Below are 21,899 nucleotides of genomic sequence, written 5' to 3'. Positions count from 1 at the left end.
CGGTGGGGGACCTTCTCCTGGTCCGCCACGGCGAGACGGAGTGGAGCGTGTCGGGACAGCACACCAGCTGGACCGACCTGCCCCTCACCCAGCACGGTGAGGAGCAGGCCAAGTCCCTCGCTCCCCTCCTCTCCCCGCGGACCTTCGCACTCGCACTGACCAGCCCGCTCCACCGCGCGATACGCACCGCCGAACTCGCGGGCGTCACCGGCGCCGTCGTCGACTCCGACCTGCACGAATGGGACTACGGCGCCTACGAGGGCGTCACCAGTGCCGAGATCCACCGCACCCGGCCCGACTGGGACCTGTGGACCGACGGGGTGCCGCCCGGTCCGGCGGGGCAGCCGGGTGAGTCGCCGGAGCAGATCGGGCAGCGCGCCGACCGTGTGCTGTCCGGGGTGGCCGCGGCGCTCCTGGACGGCGATGTGATCCTGGTGGCCCACGGACATTTCCTACGGGTGCTGACAGCCCGTCGGCTGGGCCTGCCGGCCGCGGACGGACGGCTCTTCCAGTTGGCGACGGGCACGGTCAGCCGTCTGTCGACGGAACACGGCCGGCCGGTCGTCGCCGAGTGGAACACCCGCGCGTAACTCCTGCGGCCCGGCTGCAGATCGTCGTGAACGCTCTGGTACCAGTACCTCGCCTACGCGCTGATCATCACCGGCTGGATCCTCGCCACGACGGTCGTCACCGGCGTGACCAGAACCGTCAGCCGCCAGTGAGGCGACGCGCGGTGTGCTGGGCGGCGAGGCGGACGGGAGCGTTCGCCGCGCCGTACCCCCGATAGCCCCCGTCGCGCTGGACGAGTTCGAAGAAGACACGGCCGACGGTCCGGGTGTAGCAGTGCCGGAACTCGCCGTACGCGTCACGGTCGTAGAGGATGCCCAGCTCGCGATACGTCTCCAACTCGCCCTCGGCGAACGCGAACCGGGCGGCCAGGTCGTCGTAGTAGTTCGCCGGCATCGTCAGCAGCAGCCCGCCCGCCTCCCGGAAGCGACGCGCCGCGGCCGGCACGTCGTGCGTGGCGAAGGCGATGTGCTGGGCGTGGACCGTGTCGTCGGCGGGCCCCGCGCCGACGGACAGGACGATGCGGACGTCACCGTCGGCGTCGGCCACCGCACGGCTGCGCAGCAGGCCGTACGGATCGGCGACATCCACACTCGCCTGGGCGGACAGGCCCAGAACGCTGCGATGGAAGAGGGTCGCCTCATCGAAGTGGTGCCAGGGCTGGACGAGGGCGAGGTGGTCGATTCGGGTCACGCCGGCGTCCGTCGTGGTGTCCGCGGTGACCTCGGCGTTCTCGGTGTTCTCGAAGTCCGCACGCCAGCTGGGGAGTTCGGGGCGGCCGGTGGCGCAGAAGAAGAGTTCCGTGCCGTCGGGAGCCGCCACGGCGTCGAGCGCGGCGTCCTCGGGTGCGCGGCGGCGCGGCAGCACCGGCGCCAGCAGTGCCTCCGCTCGGCGGGCGGCGCCGGCCGGGTCCGGGGACTCCAGACCGATCGCGGCGAGCCCGGTGCCGTCGACGGGGGTCCCCCCGCCCGAACGAAGCCGGGAGTGGGCCTGGGCGGCCGGACCGGTGTTGATGAGGATGCGGGCGTCGCCCTGCTGCCACAGGTCGACCGGCTTGCTGCGGTGGCGGGCGGTGCGGGCGAAGCCCAGGGCGCCCAGTACGTCCGTGACCGGCTCGGCGTCGGCGGTGACCAGCTCGGCGAAGGCAAGGCCCGTGGGAACGACCGGGGCGGGCAGGCCGGCCATACTCACCGTCTCCTGCAGGACCAGGAGGGAGCGGTGCGCGTCCACGGCCGTCGGACCGGCCTCGGCCTGGCGGAAGACGTCGTTGAACACCTCCAGGGAGAGCGGACCGTCGTATCCCGTGCGCAGCACGTGCCGCGCGAGCCCGGCGACATCGAAGCCGCCCTGTCCCGGGAAGCAACGGTGGTGGCGGCTCCACTGCAGCACGTCCATCGCGAGCAGCGGGGCGTCCGCGAGCTGGAGGAAGAAGATCTTCTCTCCGGGGATGTCCTCGATGCCCTTGGGATCGGAACCGCGCGAGAGGATGTGGAAGCTGTCGAGGCAGGTGCCGAGGGCGGCGTGGTCCGCCGCCTCGACGATGTGCCAGGCATGGTCGTACGTACTGACGTGCCGGCCCCAGGCGAGCGCCTCGTAGGCCACTCGGATGCCGAAGTCCTGTGCCAGATCGGCGAGTTGACTCAGCTGCTCGGCGGCGAGGGCGTCATCGCCGACGGCGAGCGGCGAGACGCTGGAGCAGACGAGAACCGTGTCTGCGCCGAGCCGGCGCATCAGCTCGAACTTGTGCCGGGCCCGGCACAGATTGCGCCCGAACTCGTCCTCGGGCACGGCCTCGATGTCCCGCATCGGCTGATAGAGGTCGATGGTGAGCCCGAGGTCGGCACAACGGACGCGGATCTCCTCGGGGGTGAGCGGACTCGCGAGCAGGTCGTTCTCGAAGATCTCGACGCCGTCGAACCCGGCCCGCGAGGCGGCGGTGAGCTTCTCGGTGAGGGAGCCACTGAGGGAGACGGTGGCGATGGACGTATGCATGGTCCTGCTCCTTCGAACTGCCGGGTGTCACGGCGCCTCTTCAGGGGTGCGGGGCTGTAGCGGGTGGGCGGCGACCGCCGCGTGGGCGCGAGCAACCACGTCCGGCGCCCGCGGCCTCGGACCGCCTTGCCGACTCAGACCGCCTTGCCGACCGAGCTCTGCGCGGCGCCGGCCAGCTCCGCGATGTCCACCAGCATCCGCGCGCTGTCGGGCTCACGCCCGGTGAACAGCCGGAACGCGTCAGCGGCCTGGAAAACAGCCATCCCACCGCCGTCCGAAACGGCGCAGCCAACCGCCCGCGCGGTACGCAACAACTCCGTCTCCAACGGGCGGTAGACGACCTCGGCAACCCACAGCCCAGGGTGCAGGAGCTCGGCGGGGAACGGCAGCCCCGGATGGGCAGCCATTCCGGTCGGAGTGGCATGCACGACGCCGTCGGCCGAGCCGAGCAGCTGGGCGAGCTGATCCGGCGCGGCCGCGGCCGCCCGGCCGGCGCCGAAGTGCCGGTTCAGCGCAGCGGCAAGATCCGCGGCCCGATCGGCGAGCGCGTCGACCACGGTGACCCGCTCCGCACCCAAAGTGAGCGTCGCGTGAGCGACCGCCGCGCCCGCGCCGCCGGCGCCCAGCTGCACCACCCGCTCCAGCGAAGCGTCCGGCAGGCTGCGCGCGAAGGAGGCGGCGAAACCGGTGACGTCCGTGTTGTGGCCGATCGCACGGCCGTCCTCGAAGACGACGGTGTTGACCGCGCCGAGCGCCTCGGCCCGCGGGGCGAGTGCGTCCAGGTGCTCGATGACCAGCTGCTTGCACGGGTGCGTGATGTTCAGCCCGTCGAAACCCAGGTCGCGGGCGGCCCGCACCAGGTCCCCCACCGCCTCGGGAGGCACACCGAGGGTGTCGATGTCGATGAGCCGGTACACGTAGCGCAGGCCCTGCCGGTCCGCCTCCCGCTCGTGCAGCGCCGGGCTGAGCGACGGGCCGATGCCGGCGCCGATCAGTCCGACGAGATACGAGTCCTTGGCCACGTGGCCCTCCCGAACTGAGCGCTAATGTACGAACTAGTACGTTAGCTATATCAGCCGGTCGGCTTCCCGGGGAAGACCCTGGAGGCGACACCCGGCCCGCCTTCTAGAATCTGCGGCACCGGCCGCACTCCCGAAGGAACCCGATGACCAGCGTCGACGAACCGGCACGACCGAACGGGCGGATCCGCGACGCCGCCCGCACCCAGGCCGAGATCCTCGACGTGGCCACGCAGGAGTTCGCACGGGCGGGCTACGACGGCGCCCGGGTCGACGAGATCGCCGCCCGCACCCGCACCACCAAGCGGATGATCTACTACTACTTCGGCGGCAAGGAGCAGCTGTTCACGGCCGTCCTGGAGCGGGCGTACGGCGTGATCCGCGAGGCCGAGCAGGAGCTGGACGTCGAGGACCTCGACCCGGTCGCCGCGATCCGGCGCCTCGCGGAGGTGACCTTCGACCACCACGAGCAGCACCCCGACTTCATCCGTCTGGTCAGCATCGAGAACATCCACGGGGCCGAGCACATCGCCGCCTCGGAGAAGCTCGGCAAGATCGGTTCCCCCGCACTCGACGTGATCCGCCGCATCCTGGCCTCCGGGCAGGAGTCCGGCCTGTTCACGGCCGATGTCGACGCGGTCGACCTGCACGCGATGATCAGCTCGTTCTGTTTCTTCCGGGTCGCCAACCGGCACACCTTCGGCGCCCTGTTCGGCCGCGACCTGGTGGACCCGGCCCAGCGCGAGCACTACCGCGCCATGCTCGGCGACATGGTGATCGCCTACCTGACGGCGGAGCGGGCGGTCGGCTGAGGCCGTACGGCACCACCTCTTGACACTCGGGAAACGTCGGCGCAACATCCCTACCCACCGGGACTAACTACCCAGTGGGTTAATTAAGCCGAGATCCGGCCCCTTCATCGGCCCCCTGCCTCTCCCTGCTTCCCCTGCTTCCTCTTCTGCTTCCCCTGCTTCCCCTTCTGCCTCCTCTGCTTCCCCTCTCCGCTCACTCCGCCTACGTTGGAGTCCCCCCGAAGGAGCACGCCGTGACGCATGCCGTCGCACCCCGCGACCCTGCCGAAGCCGTCGGGCAACCGAAAAAGGCGGCAGCAGCCGCCTGGATCGGCAGCGCCCTGGAGTACTACGACTTCTTCATCTACGGCAGCGCGGCCGCGCTGATCTTCCCCAAGGTCTTCTTCGACGAGTCCGATCCGGCCACCGCGACCCTGCTGTCGCTGGCCACGTTCGGCGTCGCGTATGCGGCCCGGCCCTTCGGCGCGCTCTTCCTCGGGCACTTCGGCGACCGGGTGGGCCGCAAGAAGATCATGGTCTTCACGCTGATCCTGATGGGCCTGTCGACGTTCCTCATCGGCTGTCTGCCCACGCGCGCCCAAGTCGGCACCCTCGCCCCGGTCCTGCTGGTCGCCTGCCGCGTCCTGCAGGGCATCTCGGCCGCCGGCGAGCAGGCCAGCGCCAGCTCCATGACGCTGGAACACGCGCCACCGGACCGACGCGGCTTCTTCACCAGCTTCACCCTCAGTGGCACTCAGGGCGGCCAGCTCATCGCCACGCTGGTCTTCATCCCGGTCGCCGCGCTCCCCGACGACCAGTTGCTGTCGTGGGGCTGGCGAGTGCCGTTCTGGGCGAGCGTCGCCGTCGCCGTCGTCGGCTACGGCATCCGTCGCAGGCTGGAGGAGACGCCGGCCTTTGCGAAGCAGGCGGCCACCGAAGGGGTCGTGAAGCTGCCACTGGTCGTGCTGCTGCGCGAGCACTGGGCGGACGTGCTGCGGGTGATCGGAGGCGCACTCATCGCCTCGGTCTCCACGATCTTCACGGTGTGGGCCCTCGCCTACGCCACCAGCGACTCGGTCGGCATGTCCCGCTCCTCCATGCTCTGGGTGGGCGCGCTCGCCAACCTCGTGGCACTCGGCGCGATCCCCCTGTGGGCCACCCTGTCGGACCGCATCGGCCGCCGCCCCGTGTTCCTGATCGGCGCGGCCGGCAGCGCGATCACCATGTTCCTCTACCTCTGGGCGATCTCGACGGGCAACTACGCCCTCACCCTGATCCTGGGCATAGTCGCCTTCGGCGTGGTCTACAGCGCCGCGAACGGCGTCTGGCCGTCCTTCTACGGCGAGATGTTCTCCACCCGCGTCCGCCTGTCCGGCCTGGCCGTCGGCACCCAGATCGGCTTCGCCGTGGCGGGCTTCGCGGTCACGTTCGCCGCCCAGATCGCGGGTCCCGACGGCAGCGACTGGTCATCGGTGGCCCTGTTCACGGCGGCCCTGTGCGTCCCGCCGTTGATCGCCGCCCTCTCGGCCCGCGAGACTCACAAGATCCCGACGGGTCACCTGGGTGAGCGCACGCCCCAGGGAACGTCACAGCCGGAGACGGTCACGGCCTGACCGCTCCGCACGATCACCCCCGGACACCCCCGGGCCCCGGACGCCACGCAGGCTCCGGAGCCCGGGGGTCGCGGTGTCGCGGTGTCGCGGGGGCGTACGCGGCGCTCTGTCGCCCTACGTCGCTCGCGGGTGACGCGGCTCGTACAAGCCGACCTCACCCCCACCCGGCAGCCGGAAGCCTGTCACCCGGCCCCAGCGGGCCTCCTCCAGCGGACGCGTCAACTCCACCCCCTTTTCGGTGAGTTCGGCGGTCGTCGCGTCGATGTCGTCGCACATCAGCATCAGCTCGTGCGACGGCTCGCCCTCCGCCGGGTGGAAGGCGACCTCCGCGGGCGGCGCCCTGAAGATCAGCCAGCCGTGTCCGGCGTCGACGTGCGCCCAGCCGAGGACGTCCCGGAAGAAGGCGCGGTCCGCCTCGGCGTCGCGGGTATGGATCACCACGTGGGCCCCATTGATCACGCGCGGAGGCTATGCGCGCGGGGAGGAGACGGCAAGCACCCGTGCGACACGTCGAACCAGGCCCGCTCGGGCGTACGCCGTCCCGCTCCGCGTCATACCGGCCTCCGTGCGGCTCGGGGTAAAAGGCGCCGTTGAGGCACCGCGCGCGATGCGGTAATCATGGGAGCCTCCGCGCGCTCCGGCCGGATTCAGGGGCGGCCGGGGTGCGCGGACGGAGTGGTGCGCTCAGCCCCTGTTGGCACCCTTGGGAATTCCGTACGCCCGCTCCACCCTCAGCCGCACCACCAGGCGTCGGTCGCGGACCATCGCCGCACGGTAGTCGTCCCAGTCCGGGTGCTCGCCCATGACGTCGCGGTAGAGGCGGATCAGCTCCTCGACCGTGTCGTCGTGCGGGTCCTTCGCGACGGGCGAGAGGTCGGCGGTGCCCTCGACAACCGTGTAGGCAAGGCGGTCGGGCGTGGACACGTGGTACGACGCCCGCGGGTCACGCAGCAGGTTGCGGGTCTTCGCGCGGTCGTCGGTGACCGAGATCCGGACGATGTGCTCGTCGGGATAGTAGTGATGACTGACGTTCGACAGCTGGGGCCGGCCGTCGCGCTTGAGGGTGACCAGCACCCCGCTGCGGTCGTCCGAGAGCAGCCTGAGCAGTGTGTCCTGAGTCATACCCGGGTCAACCCGTCGGGCGGATCCCGGCATTCCCGTAGACACTGTCTACGAGAGGCTGGTAGACAGCGTCTATGGAGAAAGTGACCATGGATGGATCCGAGACGGGACTGCGGGACCGGCTGGTGGGCGTCGGGGTGGAGCTGTTGGCCCAGGAGGGCGCGCAGGCACTGACGCTGCGGGAGATCGCGCGCCGCGCGGGCGTCTCGCACGGGGCTCCCCGCCGCTACTTCCCCACTCACCTGGAGCTGCTGTCCGCCATCGCGCGCCGCGGTTTCGCAGAGCTGGCCCGCCGGGCGGCGGCCGCCGGCGACGGCCCGGCGCCGCCGCGCGAGCAACTGGCGGCCCTGGGGCGCGTATACCTCGATTTCGCTCTGGGCAACCGCGGCATGTACGAGCTGATGTTCCGTCATGATCTACTGCAAAGCGGCCACTTGGGACTGCGGGACACCAGTCTGCCGTTGTTCGGGCGCCTGGTGGAGCTGGTGCGGCGGGCCCGTCCCGACGTGGACGCCCGGCTCGTCGCGGGCTCGCTGTGGGCGAACCTGCACGGCATCGCCCAGCTGTGGGGCTGGGGCAGCCTTCAACTCGCCACGGAAGCCGACGACTTCGTACCCCTGCTGTGGTCGGCCCTCGACGCGCACCTCGGGCAGGACTCATGAGCCTCCACCGCGCCCTGACGCTGGCGAGCAGCGTGGTCGGGGCCATGGTGGTCGCCCTGGACGGCACGGTCCTCACCGTCGCTCAGCCCACCCTGCAACGGGACCTGGGCGCGTCCTTCGCGCAGGTCCAGTGGACCAGCACCGGCTATCTCATCGCCGTGGCGGGGCTGCTCGTGTTCTCCGGACGGCTCGGCGACCGGTACGGGCACCACCGCGTGTTCGGTGCCGGGATGCTGGGCTTCGCGGTGACCTCGGCGGCCATCGGGCTCGCCCCTGGCATCGGCTGGGTGATCGGACTACGGGTCGTCCAGGGCGTGTTCGGGGCGCTGCTGCAGCCGGCCACGCTGGGAATGCTGCGGGCTGCGTTCCGGCCGGAGCGGCTGCGGATGCCGATCGCCGTCCGCACGAGTGCGATCGGGGTGGCGGCCGCTGCGGGGCCCGTGCTGGGCGGGGCGCTGGTGGCCGGGCCGGGCTGGCGGGCCGTCTTCTTCCTCAACGTCGTACCGGCGCTGGTCTTCGGCGTTTCGGCGCTCACCGTGCGCACCCCGCTTCCCGAGCCCTCGCCCGCCCGCCTGGACCTGCCCGGCGCACTGCTGCTCGCGGTGACCCTGGCCTGCCTCGTCCAGACCCTCGTCGGACTGCCGGACAGCGGCTGGACGGCGACGAGCACGGCGGGCCTGGCGACGGCCCTGGTCGCGGGCCTCGCCTTCGTACGGCACGAGCGTCGCACCGCGATCCCGCTGGTGCCGCCGGACGTCATCGGCTCGGCGGCCGTCGGCTCGGCTCTCGGCATGCTGGTCGCCGCGTCGGCGGCCCTGAACGGCACGCTGTTCGTCGCCACCTTCCTGCTGCAGGACTCCCTCGGATTCGGCCCCCTGCACATGGCTCTGCTCAGCCTGCCGCTCGCCGCGACGATGATCGTCGCCGCGCCGGGGAGCGTGGTGCTGCTGCGCCGGGCCGGGGCCCGCCGTACGGCCATGGCCGCGATGACCGTCCTGGGCGCCGGGATCCTGCTGCTGGGCGGGGCCTCGGGCCCGGTCCTGCTGTGCGCCGCGTTCGCGCTGCTGGGGGCGGGGTTCGGCACGGTGATGGTGGCGGCCACCCATGTCGTCGTACGGCTGGCCGCGGTCGGGTCGGCCGGGGTGGCGGGCGGGTTGCAGCAGACCGCGATGAACGTCGGACCGGTACTGGGCGTGGCCGCCGCGACGACGCTCATGGGGCCGGGGCAGCGGCACGGGCTGCCGCTGTGCGTCCTCGCGGTGGTGGCCGTGGCGGGGGCGATGGCGGGCCGCGCCCTGCCGAAACGTTCGGCCCCGATGATCAATCATGGCCAAGAGGGGGACCGTGCCCGCGTTCCTGCGCGACCATGAGTCCGAGGCCGATCGGGCGGGGTACTGCCGGACCGCACCTCGACGAGCGCATTCGGAGGAGAGCGATGGCACAGCTGCGACAAGAGGCCGACCCGGGCGAGGCCGGGCTGGACGCGAAGGCGCTGGACCGCCTCGACCAGCACGTCGCCCACTACGTCGACGAAGGACGCCTGCCCGGCTTTCTGCTGGCGGTGGCCCGTGGCGGACGCGTCGCCCACCTCACCACCCACGGCCGCCGCGACGTCGCGGCGGATCTGCCCGTCGAGGCCGACACCCTGTGGCGGATCTACTCCATGACCAAACCGGTCACCACGGTCGCCGCGCTGATACTCGTGGAGGAGGGCCGCCTGTCGCTGGACGACCCGGTCGCCCGCCATCTCCCGGCCTTCGCCGACCCGCAGGTGTACGAGAGCGGCTCGGGCACCGACGTCCGGACCCGCCCGGCCGGCCGGCCCCTGCTGATCCGACACCTGCTGACCCACACGGCCGGCCTGACCTTCGCCTTCTACCGCACCCACCCGGTCGACGCCCTCTACCGCGCGGCCGGCCTCGACTCGGCGGTGCTGCCGGGCTCGGACCTGGCCGGGACCGTCGAGGCGTACGCGCGCCTGCCGCTGCAGTTCGAGCCGGGCACACAGTGGAACTACTCGGTCGCCACCAACGTGCTCGGCAGAGTGATCGAGGTCGTGTCCGGGCAGCCGCTCGACGCGTTCTTCGCCGAGCGCGTCTTCGGCCCGCTCGGCATGACCGACGCGGGCTTCTGCGTTTCCGACGAACAGGCGCCCCGGCTCAGTGAGTTGTACGGCGAGACAGCCGGCGGCGGCATCGAGCCGATCGCCGGGCTGCCGCTGCGCGGACGGCCCCGCTTCCTGTCCGGCAGCGGTGGCATGGTGGCCTCCGCGTACGACGTGCACCGCTTCATGGAGCTGCTGCGCCGCCGCGGCGAACTCGACGGGGTCCGTCTGCTGGCCTCCGAGACGGTCGAGCTGATGACCCGCAACCATCTTCCCGGCGGCGCCGACCTGCGCGCCTTCGGCAGCCGCCCGGCCCACGACGAGCCGGGCAACGACGGCGTCGGCTTCGGCCTCGGCGTCTCCGTCGTCATCGATCCCGAGCGCACCCAGGCGCCGTCGGGCCTGGGCACGTACGGCTGGAGCGGGGTGGCGACGACGACGTTCTGGGTGGACCCGAGCCGTGATCTGACCGTGCAGTTCATGACTCAGGTCCGGCCGAAGTCGTCACTCAGGCTCTTCCCGGACCTCAGAAGGCTGGTCCACGAGGCGGTCACGGACTGAGTCCGCCTACGGGGCGGTGCGCAGGGTGAAGTCCAGCCCCTCGTGGGCGAGTTCGTCCAGCCACCGCTCCGACCGGTCCGCTGTCTCCGCCGCCCGGCCGAGCCCGGCGGGCAGGGTGCCGTCGAGGATGTGGCGGATGCCCAGGGCCAGGGGACGGGAGACGCAGCGGGCCATCGCGCTCTCCTCCGCGTCGCCCACCAGGTCCAGGAGGTAACCCCCCGACCAGCTTCGCTCCCCCTCTCCCCGGACCTCCAGCGACACGGCGAGCACGACCCGGTCGCGGTCGGCGTCGGTGGTGGGATGACGGGCCGCCAACTCCTGTGCCAGCTCGCCGATCCGGGCGTCGTCGCCGGCGTTGAGCTCCTCGAACACCGCGTCCCAGGCCTGCAGCCAGCCGTCGAGGCGCAGGGTGCCGCGGACGAAGGACCGTGCCTGCCAGGCGGCCGGCAGTTCGTACTGCTCGACGAAGGGGATGCTGTCCCGGTTCGGGTAGACCTCGAACCTCTCGCCGTCGAGGACGTGCGGCCGGGTGGCCTCCCAGGGCCGGTCGGCGGTCGTCTGCACGCCGTCCTCGATGTAACGGGCGGGCGAGCGCAGCGCGTTGAGCACCCCTGCGGGCGCCCAGCTGAAGCGGTACCTGAAGTCGTTCGGGACCGCCGGGATGCCGCCGCAGTACGAGGTGAAGCGGTACGAGGCCGGCGTGCCGGCGCCGATCGCCTCCCGGGCGCGGGCGACGAGGCTGTGCGCGAAGAGATGGTCGAGGCCCGGGTCGAGCCCCGCCTCCGTGAGGACGACGAGGCCGGCCTTCGCGGCGCCGGGCACCTGTTCCAGTACGGCGTCCGACACATAGCTGGAGCAGGCGAAGTGGGCCCCCTCGCGCACGCAGACGGCCAGGATGGCGGCGTGTTCCGGTGCGGGCAGCATCGATACGACGACGTCGCCGGGCGCCAGTTCGGCGGCGAGGGCGGTGACCGTGTACGCGCGGGGCTCGGCGCGGCCGGTCAGGCCCAGGCGGTCGAGGGCCTGACCGGCGCGTTCTTCGGTGCGGTGCCACAGTCGTACCCGCTCGGCCGTCTCGCACAGGCGGGCCAGGCCGCTGCCCGTGGACAGACCTGCGCCGATCCAGTGGACGGTACCGCTCGCGGTGACCCTGTCGGTGCTGTCAGACATGGCGGAACTCCCCTTCTGTGATGCCGAGTTCGCGGCCGGCCTGGCGGAAGCGGTCCAGACAGCGGCCCCAGGCCCCGCCGGCACCGAACTCCAGGAGCTGGAGCACCAGTGCCGCCGAGAAGTCGGTGCTGGACTCCCGCGGGAGGAGGGAGGGCAGGTTGTCGATGGCGATCAGGTCGAGAGGGGGGTTCTCGCGCAGGCGGCGCACGGGGTGCTCCCAGTCCGTGGTGCGGTCGTAGACCGGCAGGACGTTCAGCTCGGAGCCGACGTCGCAGGTGACGTCGCAGACGGTGCGCAGGCGGCGGGCGGGGTCGGCTCCCTCCTGGATGTCCTGCTTCCGGAGGAAGGGCGGGATGGGGGTGGTGGCGAGGACCGCGTTCACGAAGACGTCGTGGGCGAGCAGGGCCGGCCGGTCCAGGTCGCGGGTCTCGGCGAGGTCCCAGCAGGTCGGTTCGACCCCGGCCGTGTGGAAGGCGACGCGTGCACCCCGTCCGCTGCGGCCCAGGGCGCCGATCACCAAAGCCGTGAACTCCTCGTCCCCGTCGGCGCGTCGGAGCGTCTCGTCCAGTTCCTCCTTGGACGTGGGCGTGAGGGGCGCTGCGAGCCTGCCCCGCTGCTGCAACACGGCCAGGGCGGCGCCCAGATAGCCGGCCCAGAACCCGAACGCGGCAAGCCTGCGGCCGTCGTCGTCCACCAGGTACTCCAGGTCGAGGAGCGCCCCTCCCCCGGCGGCGAAGCGCCGCAGCAGGGCCTCGGCACCGGGCTGCCCCTTGTAGGCGTGCCCGAAGAAGATGTGCCGGCGCGTCAGTTCGGCGGGCTCGTCCGGGAGTTCCTTCAGGCCGACGACGACGGCGCCGTCCGGAGCCGACACCCATGAGCCCGCCGGTGTGACGCGGCAGCCCGTCGCCTCGTACTCCTCGATGGGGAAGATCCGCTGCGGGGACTCCTCCACGGTCAGGGTCACCCCGCTGTCGACGAGCCGGCGGGCGTCGGACGGCACGAGGGGCGTGCGGCGTTCGGTGCTGCGGACCTCGTGGCGCAGCCACAGATGGAGCTCTGTCATACGAGGTGGGCCTCCGGGCGCGGGGCGTCGGCCGCGACAGGGCCGGCGCTCAAGGGGCTGACGTCCACGAAGAGTACGCGGCCGGGGTCCGGGGCACGGCCCACCTCGCCGACGGCGGGTCCCGGCGGACACCGGCGACGGCGAGGTGACGGGAGTGATCAGGACAGGTGCGCCACCGCGTCCAGATGCGGCAGGACATGGTCGAGGCGTTCGCGCTTGGTGCGCAGATAGGTGATGTTGCTCTCGCACGGCGGGATCAACAGCGGTACGGTCTCGGCCACTTGGATGCCGTGCCGCACCAGCGCCTCCCGCTTGCGCGGGTTGTTGGACATCAGCCGGACCGAGTTCACGCCCAGGTCCTGCAGGATCCCGGCGGCGACGCCGTAGTCACGGGCGTCCACCGGCAGTCCGAGCGCGAGGTTCGCCTCGACGGTGTCCAGGCCCTCCGCCTGCAGCGCCATCGCCCGCAACTTGGCCAGCAGACCGATCCCGCGGCCCTCGTGGCCCCTCAAGTAGACGACGATGCCGCTGCCTTCGGCGACCACCGCCTTCAGCGCGGAGGCGAGCTGGTCACCGCACTCGCAGTGCTGGGAGCCGAACGCGTCACCGGTCAGGCACTCGGAATGGAGCCGGGTGAGAACATTGTCCGTGCCGATCTCACCGTGGACCAGGGCCACTTGTTCGTCACCGCGGTCATGGTCCATGTAGCCGATCGCCCGGAATTGGCCGTACACCGTGGGCAGCGGTGCATTCACAATCCGCTCCACGCCCGTGCGCTGCGCGGACTTCTTGCCGAGGACGCCGATTTTATCTGTCATGATCTGATTCCTAAGCAGAGACGAAGGGCCGTGAAGAAATGAGTGATTCGGGCGCGCGTACGGCGGCGAACGGGCTGGTGCCGGCGGACACTACGGAAGAGGTACGGACCAGGGCGGCGGGTGTCTCAACGCAGGTCGCCGTCCTTCCGGTCGGGAGCTTCGAGCAGCACGGTGCTTTCCTTCCGCTGGCGACCGACACGCTCGTCGCCTGTGCCGTGGCCCGGGAGATCGCCGCGGCGTACCCGGTGCACCTCCTGCCCCCGGTGACGATCTCCTGCTCGCACGAGCACGCGGCCTGGCCCGGGACCGTCAGCATCTCCTCGGTGACCCTTCATGCGGTGGTGTCGGACATCGCGGCTTCGCTCCGTCGCTCCGGCGTCGACGCCCTGGTGGTGGTCAACGGCCACGGCGGAAACTACGTACTGGGCAACGTCGTTCAGGAATCCTCCGCCCGCGGCGAGCGCATGGCGCTCTTCCCGGCCGTGGAGGACTGGGAAGCGGCACTGGGGCGGGCGGGGGTGGCCACCTCGCTGCTGACCGACATGCACGCTGGAGAAATCGAGACCTCCATCCTTCTGCACGCTCACCCGGAATTCCTCCGGCCCGGATATGAAACCTCCGATTTCGTCGCGGACGACCGCCGTCATCTGCTCACCCTCGGTATGTCCGGCTATACCGATTCGGGTGTCATCGGGCGTCCTTCGCTGGGTTCCGCGGAAAAAGGGAAGGAACTGCTCGCGAGCCTCGCGGATTCGTTCGGCGCGTATTTCTCGCTCCTCACGTCGGCGGACGGGCGCGGATAACCGGAGCCGGGTTCCGGGGCCGCCTGTGCCGTCCCGGAACCGTCGCGCAGGCCCGTGTACCAGCGGGTCACCAGGACGACGGCGCCGGGCAGCGCGGCCACGAAGCTGAGCACGCCGTACACCACGGCGACGGCCACGCCGCTGCTCGCGCCGAGGCCGGCCGCCCCGAACGCCCAGGCGGTGACGCCTTCCCGGGGCCCGAAGCCGCCGATGTTGAGTGGCAGCCCCATGGCGACCAGCGCCAGTACCGCGAGGGGCAGCAGGGCGGCGACGGAGGCATGAGAGTCCGCGACCCGGGCGGCGAGCACGAACATCCCGAGGTGGCCGGCCAGGATGAGGAGCGACGAGACGGTCACGCCCGGCCAGTTGCGGCGCGACAGCAGCCCCTCGCGGGCCTCGGCCAGCGTCGAGCGCAGGGCCCGTCCGCGCCGGGACGGCACGCGGTTCATGCGCAGTGCGATCACGACGGCGAGCGCGCCCACGGCGGTGAGCACGGCCAGCGGTGCGAAGTGCCGCACCTCGTCCCGTACCGGCGAGTCCATCGTCAGCAGCATCGCCGCTCCGACGACGGTCAACGCGGCCTGCCCGGCGACCCGTTCGAGGACCACGGAGCGTACGCCGCGGCCCATGTCGCCGGCGCTCCGCCCGTGCCGGACCGCCCGGTGCACATCGCCGAGGACACCGCCGGGCAGGGCGGCGTTCAGGAACAGTGCCCGGTAGTAGTCGGCGACGGCCGCGCCGAGCGGCAGCCGGATCTTCAGGCCCCGGGCCACCAGCGCCCAGCGCCAGGCGCTGAGCACGGTGGTGGCCACACCGATGACGAGCGACACCAGCAGCGTCGTGGCGTCGATGCGCCGCAGCCCGTCCAGCAGGACGCCGGTACCGAGATGCCACAGCAGGGCGCCGAGGATGACGACGCCCGCGACGGTGCCGAAGTGGGTCCGCACGGCACGGGAGTTGAGCCGGGCCAGGACACCGCGCCACCAGGACACCCCGGTGGCGGCCCCGGGCCGCCCGGAGGAGACGATCACGCCGATACGGGCGGTGGAGACGGCGGGTCCGACGGGCGGGACGGAGACGACTCCACCGGTCCGCACGGCCCCGGTCCGCCCGTCGACCGCCATGCCCCGCTCTGCCTGCTCGCCTCGTTCACGCTGTTCCGGCCGCACCACGACTGCCCTGACCGTCTCCACGCTCATGACGCCCCGTCCGTCGGCCGGGACAGCGCCAGCAGGTCGCCGTGGTGGACCGTGACGCGCAGCTCGCCTGCCTCACAGGCCGCCAGGCGCTCCTGCAGATACCGTTCTGCACGTGCCTTCAGCTCGGGGCGCTCCTCGACCGCGGCGCCGACCCATCCGCGCAGCCACTGGGCGGTCAGCGCGGCCTCGCCGGGGCCGAGCCGCCAGGGGCTCGGGTCGACCCGTACCGTCGCGCCCCGCTCCGAGAACGCCTCGCACGCCACCGTGATCGCGTCCGGGCCGAGCATGCCGTCCCGGCGCTGGTGGGCGTTGAACGCGTCGGTGATCTCCGCGTCCATCGGGTCGGACGGGGTGAGCTCGACCCGTCCGGCGACCGAGAGCGTCAGCAGGGCCGGGCAGCCGGCCCCGGTGCAGGCGTCGGCGAGGGTCTCGATCTCCTCGCGGGTGAGGACGTCGAGGAGCGCGGAGGCTGTCACCAGGGAGGCGCCGGCCAGGCCGTCCGGGGTGAGCCGGGCGACGTCGCCGCGGCGGGTCTCCACGGTGACCCGGCTGCCGTCGGCGGCGGAGCGCGGCGAGGCGACGGCCGCGAAGTGCAGGAGGTAGGGGTCGCGGTCGTGCAGGATCCAGTGCTGGGCACCGTCCAGGCGGGGCGCGAGCCACCGGCCCATCGAACCGGTGCCGCAGCCCAGGTCGTGGATGACGAACCCGGCCTTGCCCGGCAGGTTGGCCAGCCGGATCCGCAGCGGGTCGAGCAGCTCGTGCGCCCGCCCGGCGGCGTCGGCCGGTTCGCGCAGTTCGAGCCACTCGGGCGCGTAACGGGGCGGCTCCTGCGGCCCGGTGTCCCGCAGCCGTACGGTGGCGCGCTCGCCGGAGCCCGGGGCGGCGGGGCCGGCGCCGGGAATCACGGAGTCCACGGGCACGGCGTCCTCCCTGGGCCCGGACTGTGCCGGGATCTTCTCACCGATCTGTACGGTCCTGTTCATGCCGCCCTCCGGGGTTCACTCGGCAGCCGGCCCAGTACTCCGGCGAGGCTTCGGGCCGTGGTCGCCCAACCGTCCAGGGCGGCCCGTCGGCCCCGGGCGGCGGCCTTCAGCCGGCGTCGTACATCGGCCTCGCCGAACCAGCCGCGCAGTTCGGCGGCGAGGGCAGCGGGGTCCTCCGGCGGGACGAGGATGCCGGGGACGCCGCCGTCGGGGGCGCGCCCCACCGCCTCCGGGAGGCCGCCGACATCGGTGGCCAGCACGGGGATACCGCGCGCGAGGGCCTCCGTCACCGCCATCCCGTACGTCTCCGCGTACGAGGTGAGGACCATCAGGTCGGCGGTGTTGTAGCTGGCGTCGAGCTCGGCGCCGGCCTTCGGGCCCGCGAGCTCGATGCGGTCCTGCAGACCGTGCTCCTTGATCAGCAGCCGCAGACGGGCCACGTATTCGGGGTCGTGCCCGAGTCCGCCGACGCACACGCAGCTCCACGGCAGGTCCCTCGCCGCGGCCAGCGCCTGCACCAGCCGGTGCTGCCCCTTGCGCGGGGTCACCGCGGCCACGCACAGCAGGCGGGAGACGCCGTCGGTGCCGGAGGCGAGGGGCGCGATGTCGGCGCCGGGGGCGGCGACATGGACCCGCTCGGGGGCGAGGCCGTGGTGGGCGACCAGGCGGCGCACCGCCCAGTCGCTGGTGGCGATCACGGCGGGCACGGCCCGCAGCACGTCGCGCTCCTTGGCGTCCAGCTCGGCGGCCACGGCGGGTTCGAGACCCGTCTCGTCGCCGAGCGAAAGGTGCACCAGGACCGCGAGGCGCAGCCGCTCGGCCTCCGGGACGACGATCTCCGGGACGCCACAGGCGACGATCCCGTCCAGCATGACGACCGTTCCGTCCGGGAACTCCCGCAGCGTACGGGCGAGTTCCGCCCGGGCCGCCGCTCCCGGCCGGGGCCACTCGCCGGCCACCGCGTGCCGGTGGACCTGCCAGCCGAAGCCGGGCAGATCCAGGCTCACCCGCCGGTCGTAGGCGTTGCCGCCGCTCGGCGCGGCCGGGTCGTCGACACCGCCCGGCAGGACGAAGTGCACGGAGCGCAGGGACATGGGGATGATCTCGGCGTTCTTCAGGGCGGAGTGCTTGATGTGCACGTGGCCGAGCGCCGGCTGCTCCACCTTCTCCAGGGTCACGTCGGTCACAGGGCACGCTCGTAACTCGCCCAGGCGATGTGCGACTCGTGCAGGGTCACGGCGATCGCCGCGATGCCCCTGGCGCCCTCGCCGAGCGCGCCCTTCCCGATCCGCTCTGCGAGCCGGTCGGCGATGACCTTGGCCAGGAACTCCGTGGAGGTGTTGACTCCGGCGAAGTCGGGCTCGTCGTCGAGGTTTTTGTAGTTCAGCTCGCTGACCACGGCGCCCAGTTCCTGCGTGGCGAGTCCGATGTCGACGACGATGTTGTCGTCGTCCAGCTGCTCGCGCCGGAATGTGGCGTCCACCAGGAACGTCGCTCCGTGCAGACGCTGCGCGGGTCCGAAGACCTCGCCGCGGAAGCTGTGGGCGATCATGATGTGATCGCGGACGGTGACACTGAACAACGGACGACCCTCCAGGTGCGGCACGTCTGGCCCCCCGGCCGTTGGCCGCCGGGGGATGCCTTGGTAATACGGCTCTTCGGTTTCCCGCGTTCAACCGCCCTCCACTCTTTTCTCAGGTCAGACACCCCATGTCGTTTGGTGTCAAGCGGCAGGGGTGTGGGCGTGGTGCGACCAGGCGGTCGCTTCGTCGTAGAGGGTTCGGGTCTTGAGGCATCCGTGGAGGATGCCGACGAGGCGGTTGCCGAGCTGCCGCAGGGCCGGGTTGTAACCGGCCTCGCGGGCGCGTTGTTTGTCGTAGTAGTGGCGGGCGCCGGGCGAGGCGCGCAGGGCGGAGAACGCCTGGGTCTGCAACGCATCGGCGAGCCGGTTGTTGCGGACGTATCGGGCCTGGACGGTATGGCTCTTGCCGGAGGCCCGGGTGATGGGGCTGGTGCCGGCGTAGTTCTTGCGGGCTTTGGCGGACGCGTAGCGGGTGGGGTCGTCCCCGAACTCGGCGAGCACCCGGGCGCCGGTGATCTCCGCGATGCCGGGCATCGAGAGGTAGATCTCAGCGTCTGGGTGCTTGAGAAAATGGGCCCTCACCTGCCCTTCCAGGTCGGCTATCTGCTCGTTCAGGGCGATCAGCAGCTTCGCGTGAGCGGTGACGGTGGCCGCGTAGGCGGTCGTGACCGGCTCGGGCAGGCCCAGCTGCCGTTCGCGCAGCGCGGCCTGGATCGTGGCCGCTTTCGCGTCCCGGTTGCGCCGGCGGGCACGGGCCAGAACGGCGGTGATCTGGGCACGGGTCAACTTCGCCCCGGCCGCCGGGGTAGGGGCCTTGATCAGCAGTTCCAGGGCGTCCGTGCTGGTCAGTGTGAGGTTCGCGTAGGCGGCCAGGGCGGCGGGGAAGTACTCGCGCAGCGTGCTGCGCAGCCGCTGGAACGTGCGAACGCGTTCCCAGATCAAGGTCTGGTGGGCGCGGGCGACGACCTTGACGGCCTGCGCCTGCTCGCTGTCCCCGGCCACCGGCCGCAGCTGGGCCCGGTCGATGCGGACCATGTCCGCCAGCGCGTGCGCGTCGCCCCTGTCGCTCTTGGCGCCGGAGGAGGCATAGCGTTCCTTGAACCGGGCGACCTGCCGCGGGTTGATGGCATAGACCTGGTAGCCGGAGGCGATCAGGGCCTGCACCCAGGAGCCGCGGTCGGTCTCGATCCCCACCACCACGTCGGCGGCATCCAGGCCCTCGCCGCCGTGCTTGGCCAGGAGCTCGTGCAGCTTCGCGATTCCCTCCACGCCCTCGGGCAGCCTCGCCGCGGCGAGTTTTCGGCCTGCCTCGTCCTGGACCTCGACGTCGTGGTGGTCTTCGGCCCAGTCATCGCCGATCAGCAGCAACTCGTCCTCCTGGTCAGGTGCTTTGCTCCATGCAGCCTGCGGAAGGCACGGCACGCGGCCTAATGGATCCAGTGCTCACGCCCCACTGCCCGGCGGGCACGCCACCCCATCAACGGTCTGGCCTCCCGGCCGACCAGCAGGGGCACGGTCTGACCTCAGAAGTCGAATGCTTCCGGCGTCGGTAGTGCTCACCTGCTGGCGGCTACGGACCCGAGCATTCCCCGGCTCCGTAGCTCCCATTAGGCGGCCTCGCAACCCCGAGAGTCGTTCCAAATTGAACGACTCAGTCACTCCGTGTCCTCGTACCTGACCCGGTGGCACAGCGCCGGGATCTCCCCGGAGGCCAGACGCGGCATGACGTCCGGCAGTTCATCGAAGGCGCACTCACCGGTGACGAGGGCGTCGAGCGCGGGGTCGGCGAGCAGGTCGAGGGCAAGGGCGAGCCGGTCGGCGTACGTACGGCTGGAGCGGCGGGCCGGGGAGACGGTGCCGACCTGGCTGCTGCGGATGACCAGCCGACGGGAGTGGAAGGCCTCGCCGAGCGGGAGGCTGACCTTCCGGTCGCCGTACCAGCTCAGTTCGAGGACGGTGCCCTCGTCGCTGAGCAGCTCCAGGGACCGGGCGAGGCCCTGTTCGGTGGCGCTGGCGTGGACGACGAGGTCGCGTCCGTCGAGGGCGTCGCCGGGCAGGGCGAAGTCGACACCGAGGGCCTGGGCGACCTTCGCGCGGGCGGGGTCGGCATCGACCAGCTGGACCCGGACGCCGGGGAAGCGGGCCAGCAGGGCGGCCACCGAGCAGCCGACCATGCCGCCGCCGACCACCGCGATCCGGTCGCCGACCAGGGGCGCCGCGTCCCAGAGGGCGTTCACGGCGGTCTCGACGGTGCCGGCGAGGACGGCCCGCTCGGCGGGCACGGTGTCCGGTACGACGGTCACGGCGGCGGCGGGGACGACGTACCGCGTCTGGTGCGGGTAGAGGCAGAACACCGTCCGGCCGGCCAGTTCGGCCGGCCCCTCCTCGACCACGCCGACGTTGAGGTAGCCGTACTTCACCGGCGCGGGGAAGTCGCCCTCCTGGAACGGTGCCCGCATGGCCGCGTGCTGGCTCTGGGGGACGCCGCCGCGGAAGACGAGTGTCTCCGTGCCACGGCTGACTCCCGAAAAAAGCGAGCGCACCAGCACCTCGCCCTCCGCGGGCCCCGGCAGATCGGTGCTCCGTATCTCACCGTGCCCCTGACGACTGAGCCAGAACGCGCGTGCGATGTAGTTCATCCGGCCTCCTCCTGAACCATCTGGAAGTTGTTCACGTACCGAGGTGTGCACGGGCCGCGCACAGAGCGCGGCGTTGATCGACTCTGTCATACGGCCGGAGGGTGTGCGGTGGCCCTGAACAACACTTACGACGCAAGGCTGGTCCAGCAGGAGACCGCTGTGGGAGCGGGCGTTCAGATCCTGTTGCTGGCCCTGCTCGGCACGGCGATCGGCATGGGACCGGCGGGGTGGCTGACCGGCCTCGTCTTCGCCGTCGCAAGCTGGGCCGTGCTCTCCCGGGCACTGCACCGCTCCCGGTTGCGCTCCTTCGGCCCGGCCAACCGGGTGACCCTCGGCCGGGCCACTCTGGTCGGCGGTGTCACGGCCCTGGTCGCGGACTCCTTCGAGAGTTCCCCGCCGGTCACGCTGTTCGTCGGCCTGACGGCGGTCGCCCTGATACTGGACGGTGTCGACGGCAAGGTGGCGCGCAGGACCGGCACGTCGACCGCGCTGGGCGCCCGTTTCGACATGGAGGTCGACGCGTTCCTGATCCTGGTGCTCAGTGTGTACGTGTCGATGCATCTCGGCCTCTGGGTCATGCTCATCGGCGGCATGCGCTACGGCTTCGTCGCCGCGGCCCGTGTCTGGCCGTGGCTGAACGCCTCGCTGCCGCCGAGCACGGCTCGCAAGGCGGTCGCCGCGTTCCAGGGCATCTTCCTGCTGACGGCCGCCTCGGGCCTGCTGCCCCACACGGCGACCTTCGCCGTCGTCGCCACGGCGCTGACCACGCTCCTGTGGTCGTTCGGCCGGGACGTCGTGTGGCTGTGGCGGACCTCGCGGGTCCAGGAGGGCGAGGTCGAGGAGATGCTGGAGCGGGAGACGGCACTGCCGGAGCGGGAGCCTGTGGCGTCCTGAACACCCCTCGCCTCGCCGACTCCGGCCGGTACACCGTGAACTCCCGCACCGGGAAGGCGAGACACCCGTAGAGCCGGTTCGCCGCTCCCGGGCCGCCCGCGAGGAACAGGTCGACGGTCCGCACGTAGGCCCTGGCTGGCGAGGGGGCCCAACGCCTCCCGCAACACCGGTGCCCGGCCACGCCGTGTGACCGCGCCGCCCGCTCCACGTCCTCGACGCGGCCCCGCATCCCGCACACCACGGGGAAAGCGACGCGAGCCAGAGCGCCGACGATCACTCCGTCGCCCCACGCGATCAGCACCGTGTGTTTGATTCAC

At 71.7% G+C, this 21,899-nt stretch carries 20 protein-coding genes and 2 pseudogenes; 8 read left to right on the top strand and 14 right to left on the bottom strand.

The features are described from left to right. Positions 1–2: 2 nt before the first annotated feature. Positions 3–590, top strand: a complete 588-nt coding sequence (locus tag OOK07_RS36585; RefSeq protein WP_266686417.1) for a histidine phosphatase family protein — start codon at positions 3–5, stop codon at positions 588–590. 118 nt (positions 591–708) lie between these two features. Here OOK07_RS36585 and OOK07_RS36580 read toward each other — a convergent pair whose 3' ends face one another. Further along, positions 709–2,559 (bottom strand): bifunctional sugar phosphate isomerase/epimerase/4-hydroxyphenylpyruvate dioxygenase family protein, encoded by a 1,851-nt coding sequence (locus OOK07_RS36580; protein ID WP_266800773.1) that lies wholly within the window; start codon positions 2,557–2,559, stop codon positions 709–711. 134 nt (positions 2,560–2,693) lie between these two features. Further along, entirely contained in the window at positions 2,694–3,581 is an 888-nt protein-coding gene (locus OOK07_RS36575) for a shikimate dehydrogenase (protein WP_266800772.1), read from the bottom strand. Between the two features lie 143 nt (positions 3,582–3,724). Between OOK07_RS36575 and OOK07_RS36570 the strand changes: the two genes are divergently transcribed. Both OOK07_RS36570 and OOK07_RS36565 read left to right on the top strand, forming a co-directional pair. Further along, positions 3,725–4,390 carry a TetR/AcrR family transcriptional regulator gene (locus OOK07_RS36570; protein ID WP_266800771.1) on the top strand — a complete coding sequence of 222 codons (666 nt, stop codon included), beginning with the start codon at positions 3,725–3,727 and terminating at the stop codon, positions 4,388–4,390. Between the two features lie 233 nt (positions 4,391–4,623). Further along, positions 4,624–5,982 carry an MFS transporter gene (locus OOK07_RS36565; protein WP_266800770.1) on the top strand — a complete coding sequence of 453 codons (1,359 nt, stop codon included), beginning with the start codon at positions 4,624–4,626 and terminating at the stop codon, positions 5,980–5,982. A gap of 114 nt (positions 5,983–6,096) precedes the next feature. Here OOK07_RS36565 and OOK07_RS36560 read toward each other — a convergent pair whose 3' ends face one another. Continuing rightward, positions 6,097–6,441, bottom strand: coding sequence for a VOC family protein (locus OOK07_RS36560; RefSeq protein WP_266686412.1), 345 nt, complete (start codon positions 6,439–6,441; stop codon positions 6,097–6,099). Between the two features lie 225 nt (positions 6,442–6,666). After that, complete coding sequence (locus OOK07_RS36555; RefSeq protein ID WP_266800769.1) at positions 6,667–7,104, bottom strand: TIGR03618 family F420-dependent PPOX class oxidoreductase; 438 nt, start codon at positions 7,102–7,104, stop codon at positions 6,667–6,669. Positions 7,105–7,193: 89 nt separating this feature from the next. Here OOK07_RS36555 and OOK07_RS36550 point away from each other — a divergent pair, with 89 nt between their 5' ends. From OOK07_RS36550 to OOK07_RS36540, 3 genes are all read left to right on the top strand, one after another. Then, on the top strand, positions 7,194–7,766 hold the full coding sequence (locus OOK07_RS36550) for a TetR/AcrR family transcriptional regulator (RefSeq protein ID WP_266800768.1): 573 nt from the start codon (positions 7,194–7,196) through the stop codon (positions 7,764–7,766). After that, entirely contained in the window at positions 7,763–9,136 is a 1,374-nt protein-coding gene (locus tag OOK07_RS36545) for an MFS transporter (RefSeq protein ID WP_266800767.1), read from the top strand. Before OOK07_RS36550 ends, OOK07_RS36545 begins: the two co-directional genes overlap by 4 nt. 65 nt (positions 9,137–9,201) lie before the next feature. Then, on the top strand, positions 9,202–10,431 hold the full coding sequence (locus OOK07_RS36540) for a serine hydrolase domain-containing protein (protein WP_266800766.1): 1,230 nt from the start codon (positions 9,202–9,204) through the stop codon (positions 10,429–10,431). Positions 10,432–10,437: 6 nt separating this feature from the next. On the opposite strand, the gene OOK07_RS36535 is transcribed toward OOK07_RS36540, so the two are convergent. From OOK07_RS36535 to ribA, 4 genes and pseudogenes are all read right to left on the bottom strand, one after another. After that, positions 10,438–11,601 carry a saccharopine dehydrogenase family protein gene (locus OOK07_RS36535; RefSeq protein ID WP_266800765.1) on the bottom strand — a complete coding sequence of 388 codons (1,164 nt, stop codon included), beginning with the start codon at positions 11,599–11,601 and terminating at the stop codon, positions 10,438–10,440. Next, positions 11,594–12,664: a saccharopine dehydrogenase gene (locus OOK07_RS36530; RefSeq protein WP_266800764.1), complete on the bottom strand. Its 1,071-nt coding sequence runs from the start codon at positions 12,662–12,664 to the stop codon at positions 11,594–11,596. The genes OOK07_RS36535 and OOK07_RS36530 overlap by 8 nt, the downstream gene beginning before the upstream one ends. Then, positions 12,661–12,786: pseudogene (locus tag OOK07_RS36525) on the bottom strand (sarcosine oxidase subunit beta); the annotation flags it as partial. The pseudogene OOK07_RS36525 and the gene OOK07_RS36530, both read right to left, overlap by 4 nt. A 36-nt stretch (positions 12,787–12,822) precedes the next feature. Then, the gene (ribA, locus tag OOK07_RS36520) at positions 12,823–13,482 is read right to left on the bottom strand and encodes a GTP cyclohydrolase II (protein ID WP_266686403.1); all 660 of its coding nucleotides are present in this window, start codon (positions 13,480–13,482) and stop codon (positions 12,823–12,825) included. Between the two features lie 38 nt (positions 13,483–13,520). On the opposite strand from ribA, the gene OOK07_RS36515 reads away from it, so the two are divergent. Then, complete coding sequence (locus OOK07_RS36515) at positions 13,521–14,285, top strand: creatininase family protein (RefSeq protein WP_323183012.1); 765 nt, start codon at positions 13,521–13,523, stop codon at positions 14,283–14,285. 146 nt (positions 14,286–14,431) lie between these two features. On the opposite strand, the pseudogene OOK07_RS36510 reads toward OOK07_RS36515, so the two are convergent. The 6 genes and pseudogenes from OOK07_RS36510 to OOK07_RS36485 all read right to left on the bottom strand — a co-directional run. Further along, positions 14,432–15,409 (bottom strand): annotated as a pseudogene (locus OOK07_RS36510) (lysylphosphatidylglycerol synthase transmembrane domain-containing protein); the annotation flags it as partial. Positions 15,410–15,480: 71 nt separating this feature from the next. Beyond that, the gene (locus OOK07_RS36505) at positions 15,481–16,467 is read right to left on the bottom strand and encodes a class I SAM-dependent methyltransferase (protein ID WP_266800762.1); all 987 of its coding nucleotides are present in this window, start codon (positions 16,465–16,467) and stop codon (positions 15,481–15,483) included. After that, a complete protein-coding gene (locus tag OOK07_RS36500; RefSeq protein ID WP_266800761.1) occupies positions 16,464–17,654 on the bottom strand; it encodes a glycosyltransferase family 4 protein in 1,191 nt (396 codons plus the stop codon). The genes OOK07_RS36505 and OOK07_RS36500 overlap by 4 nt, the downstream gene beginning before the upstream one ends. Beyond that, positions 17,651–18,049 (bottom strand): 6-pyruvoyl trahydropterin synthase family protein, encoded by a 399-nt coding sequence (locus OOK07_RS36495; protein WP_266686399.1) that lies wholly within the window; start codon positions 18,047–18,049, stop codon positions 17,651–17,653. Before OOK07_RS36495 ends, OOK07_RS36500 begins: the two co-directional genes overlap by 4 nt. Before the next feature lie 141 nt (positions 18,050–18,190). Further along, entirely contained in the window at positions 18,191–19,417 is a 1,227-nt protein-coding gene (locus tag OOK07_RS36490) for an IS110 family RNA-guided transposase (RefSeq protein WP_266802171.1), read from the bottom strand. A gap of 287 nt (positions 19,418–19,704) precedes the next feature. Next, positions 19,705–20,688, bottom strand: coding sequence for a zinc-dependent alcohol dehydrogenase (locus tag OOK07_RS36485; RefSeq protein ID WP_266686398.1), 984 nt, complete (start codon positions 20,686–20,688; stop codon positions 19,705–19,707). Between the two features lie 108 nt (positions 20,689–20,796). On the opposite strand from OOK07_RS36485, the gene OOK07_RS36480 reads away from it, so the two are divergent. Continuing rightward, positions 20,797–21,582 carry a CDP-alcohol phosphatidyltransferase family protein gene (locus OOK07_RS36480; RefSeq protein ID WP_266686397.1) on the top strand — a complete coding sequence of 262 codons (786 nt, stop codon included), beginning with the start codon at positions 20,797–20,799 and terminating at the stop codon, positions 21,580–21,582. The last annotated feature ends 317 nt before the right edge of the window (positions 21,583–21,899 follow it).

Origin of the sequence: Streptomyces sp. NBC_00078, assembly GCF_026343335.1 — a bacterium.
Lineage (GTDB): Bacteria > Actinomycetota > Actinomycetes > Streptomycetales > Streptomycetaceae > Streptomyces.
Note: the sequence above shows the minus strand (reverse complement) of the source record. Positions and strands in the feature narration are given on the sequence as shown.

What these genes read in the sequence shown, in the direction of transcription:
- OOK07_RS36580 (WP_266800773.1), bottom strand. Translation starts at nt 2,559, where the DNA reads ATGCATACGTCCATCGCCACCGTCTCCCTCAGTGGCTCCCTCACCGAG.
- OOK07_RS36570 (WP_266800771.1), top strand. Translation starts at nt 3,725, where the DNA reads ATGACCAGCGTCGACGAACCGGCACGACCGAACGGGCGGATCCGCGAC.
- OOK07_RS36555 (WP_266800769.1), bottom strand. Translation starts at nt 7,104, where the DNA reads ATGACTCAGGACACACTGCTCAGGCTGCTCTCGGACGACCGCAGCGGG.
- OOK07_RS36550 (WP_266800768.1), top strand. Translation starts at nt 7,194, where the DNA reads ATGGATGGATCCGAGACGGGACTGCGGGACCGGCTGGTGGGCGTCGGG.
- OOK07_RS36545 (WP_266800767.1), top strand. Translation starts at nt 7,763, where the DNA reads ATGAGCCTCCACCGCGCCCTGACGCTGGCGAGCAGCGTGGTCGGGGCC.
- OOK07_RS36540 (WP_266800766.1), top strand. Translation starts at nt 9,202, where the DNA reads ATGGCACAGCTGCGACAAGAGGCCGACCCGGGCGAGGCCGGGCTGGAC.
- OOK07_RS36535 (WP_266800765.1), bottom strand. Translation starts at nt 11,601, where the DNA reads ATGTCTGACAGCACCGACAGGGTCACCGCGAGCGGTACCGTCCACTGG.
- OOK07_RS36530 (WP_266800764.1), bottom strand. Translation starts at nt 12,664, where the DNA reads ATGACAGAGCTCCATCTGTGGCTGCGCCACGAGGTCCGCAGCACCGAA.
- ribA (WP_266686403.1), bottom strand. Translation starts at nt 13,482, where the DNA reads ATGACAGATAAAATCGGCGTCCTCGGCAAGAAGTCCGCGCAGCGCACG.
- OOK07_RS36515 (WP_323183012.1), top strand. Translation starts at nt 13,521, where the DNA reads ATGAGTGATTCGGGCGCGCGTACGGCGGCGAACGGGCTGGTGCCGGCG.
- OOK07_RS36505 (WP_266800762.1), bottom strand. Translation starts at nt 16,467, where the DNA reads ATGAACAGGACCGTACAGATCGGTGAGAAGATCCCGGCACAGTCCGGG.
- OOK07_RS36485 (WP_266686398.1), bottom strand. Translation starts at nt 20,688, where the DNA reads ATGAACTACATCGCACGCGCGTTCTGGCTCAGTCGTCAGGGGCACGGT.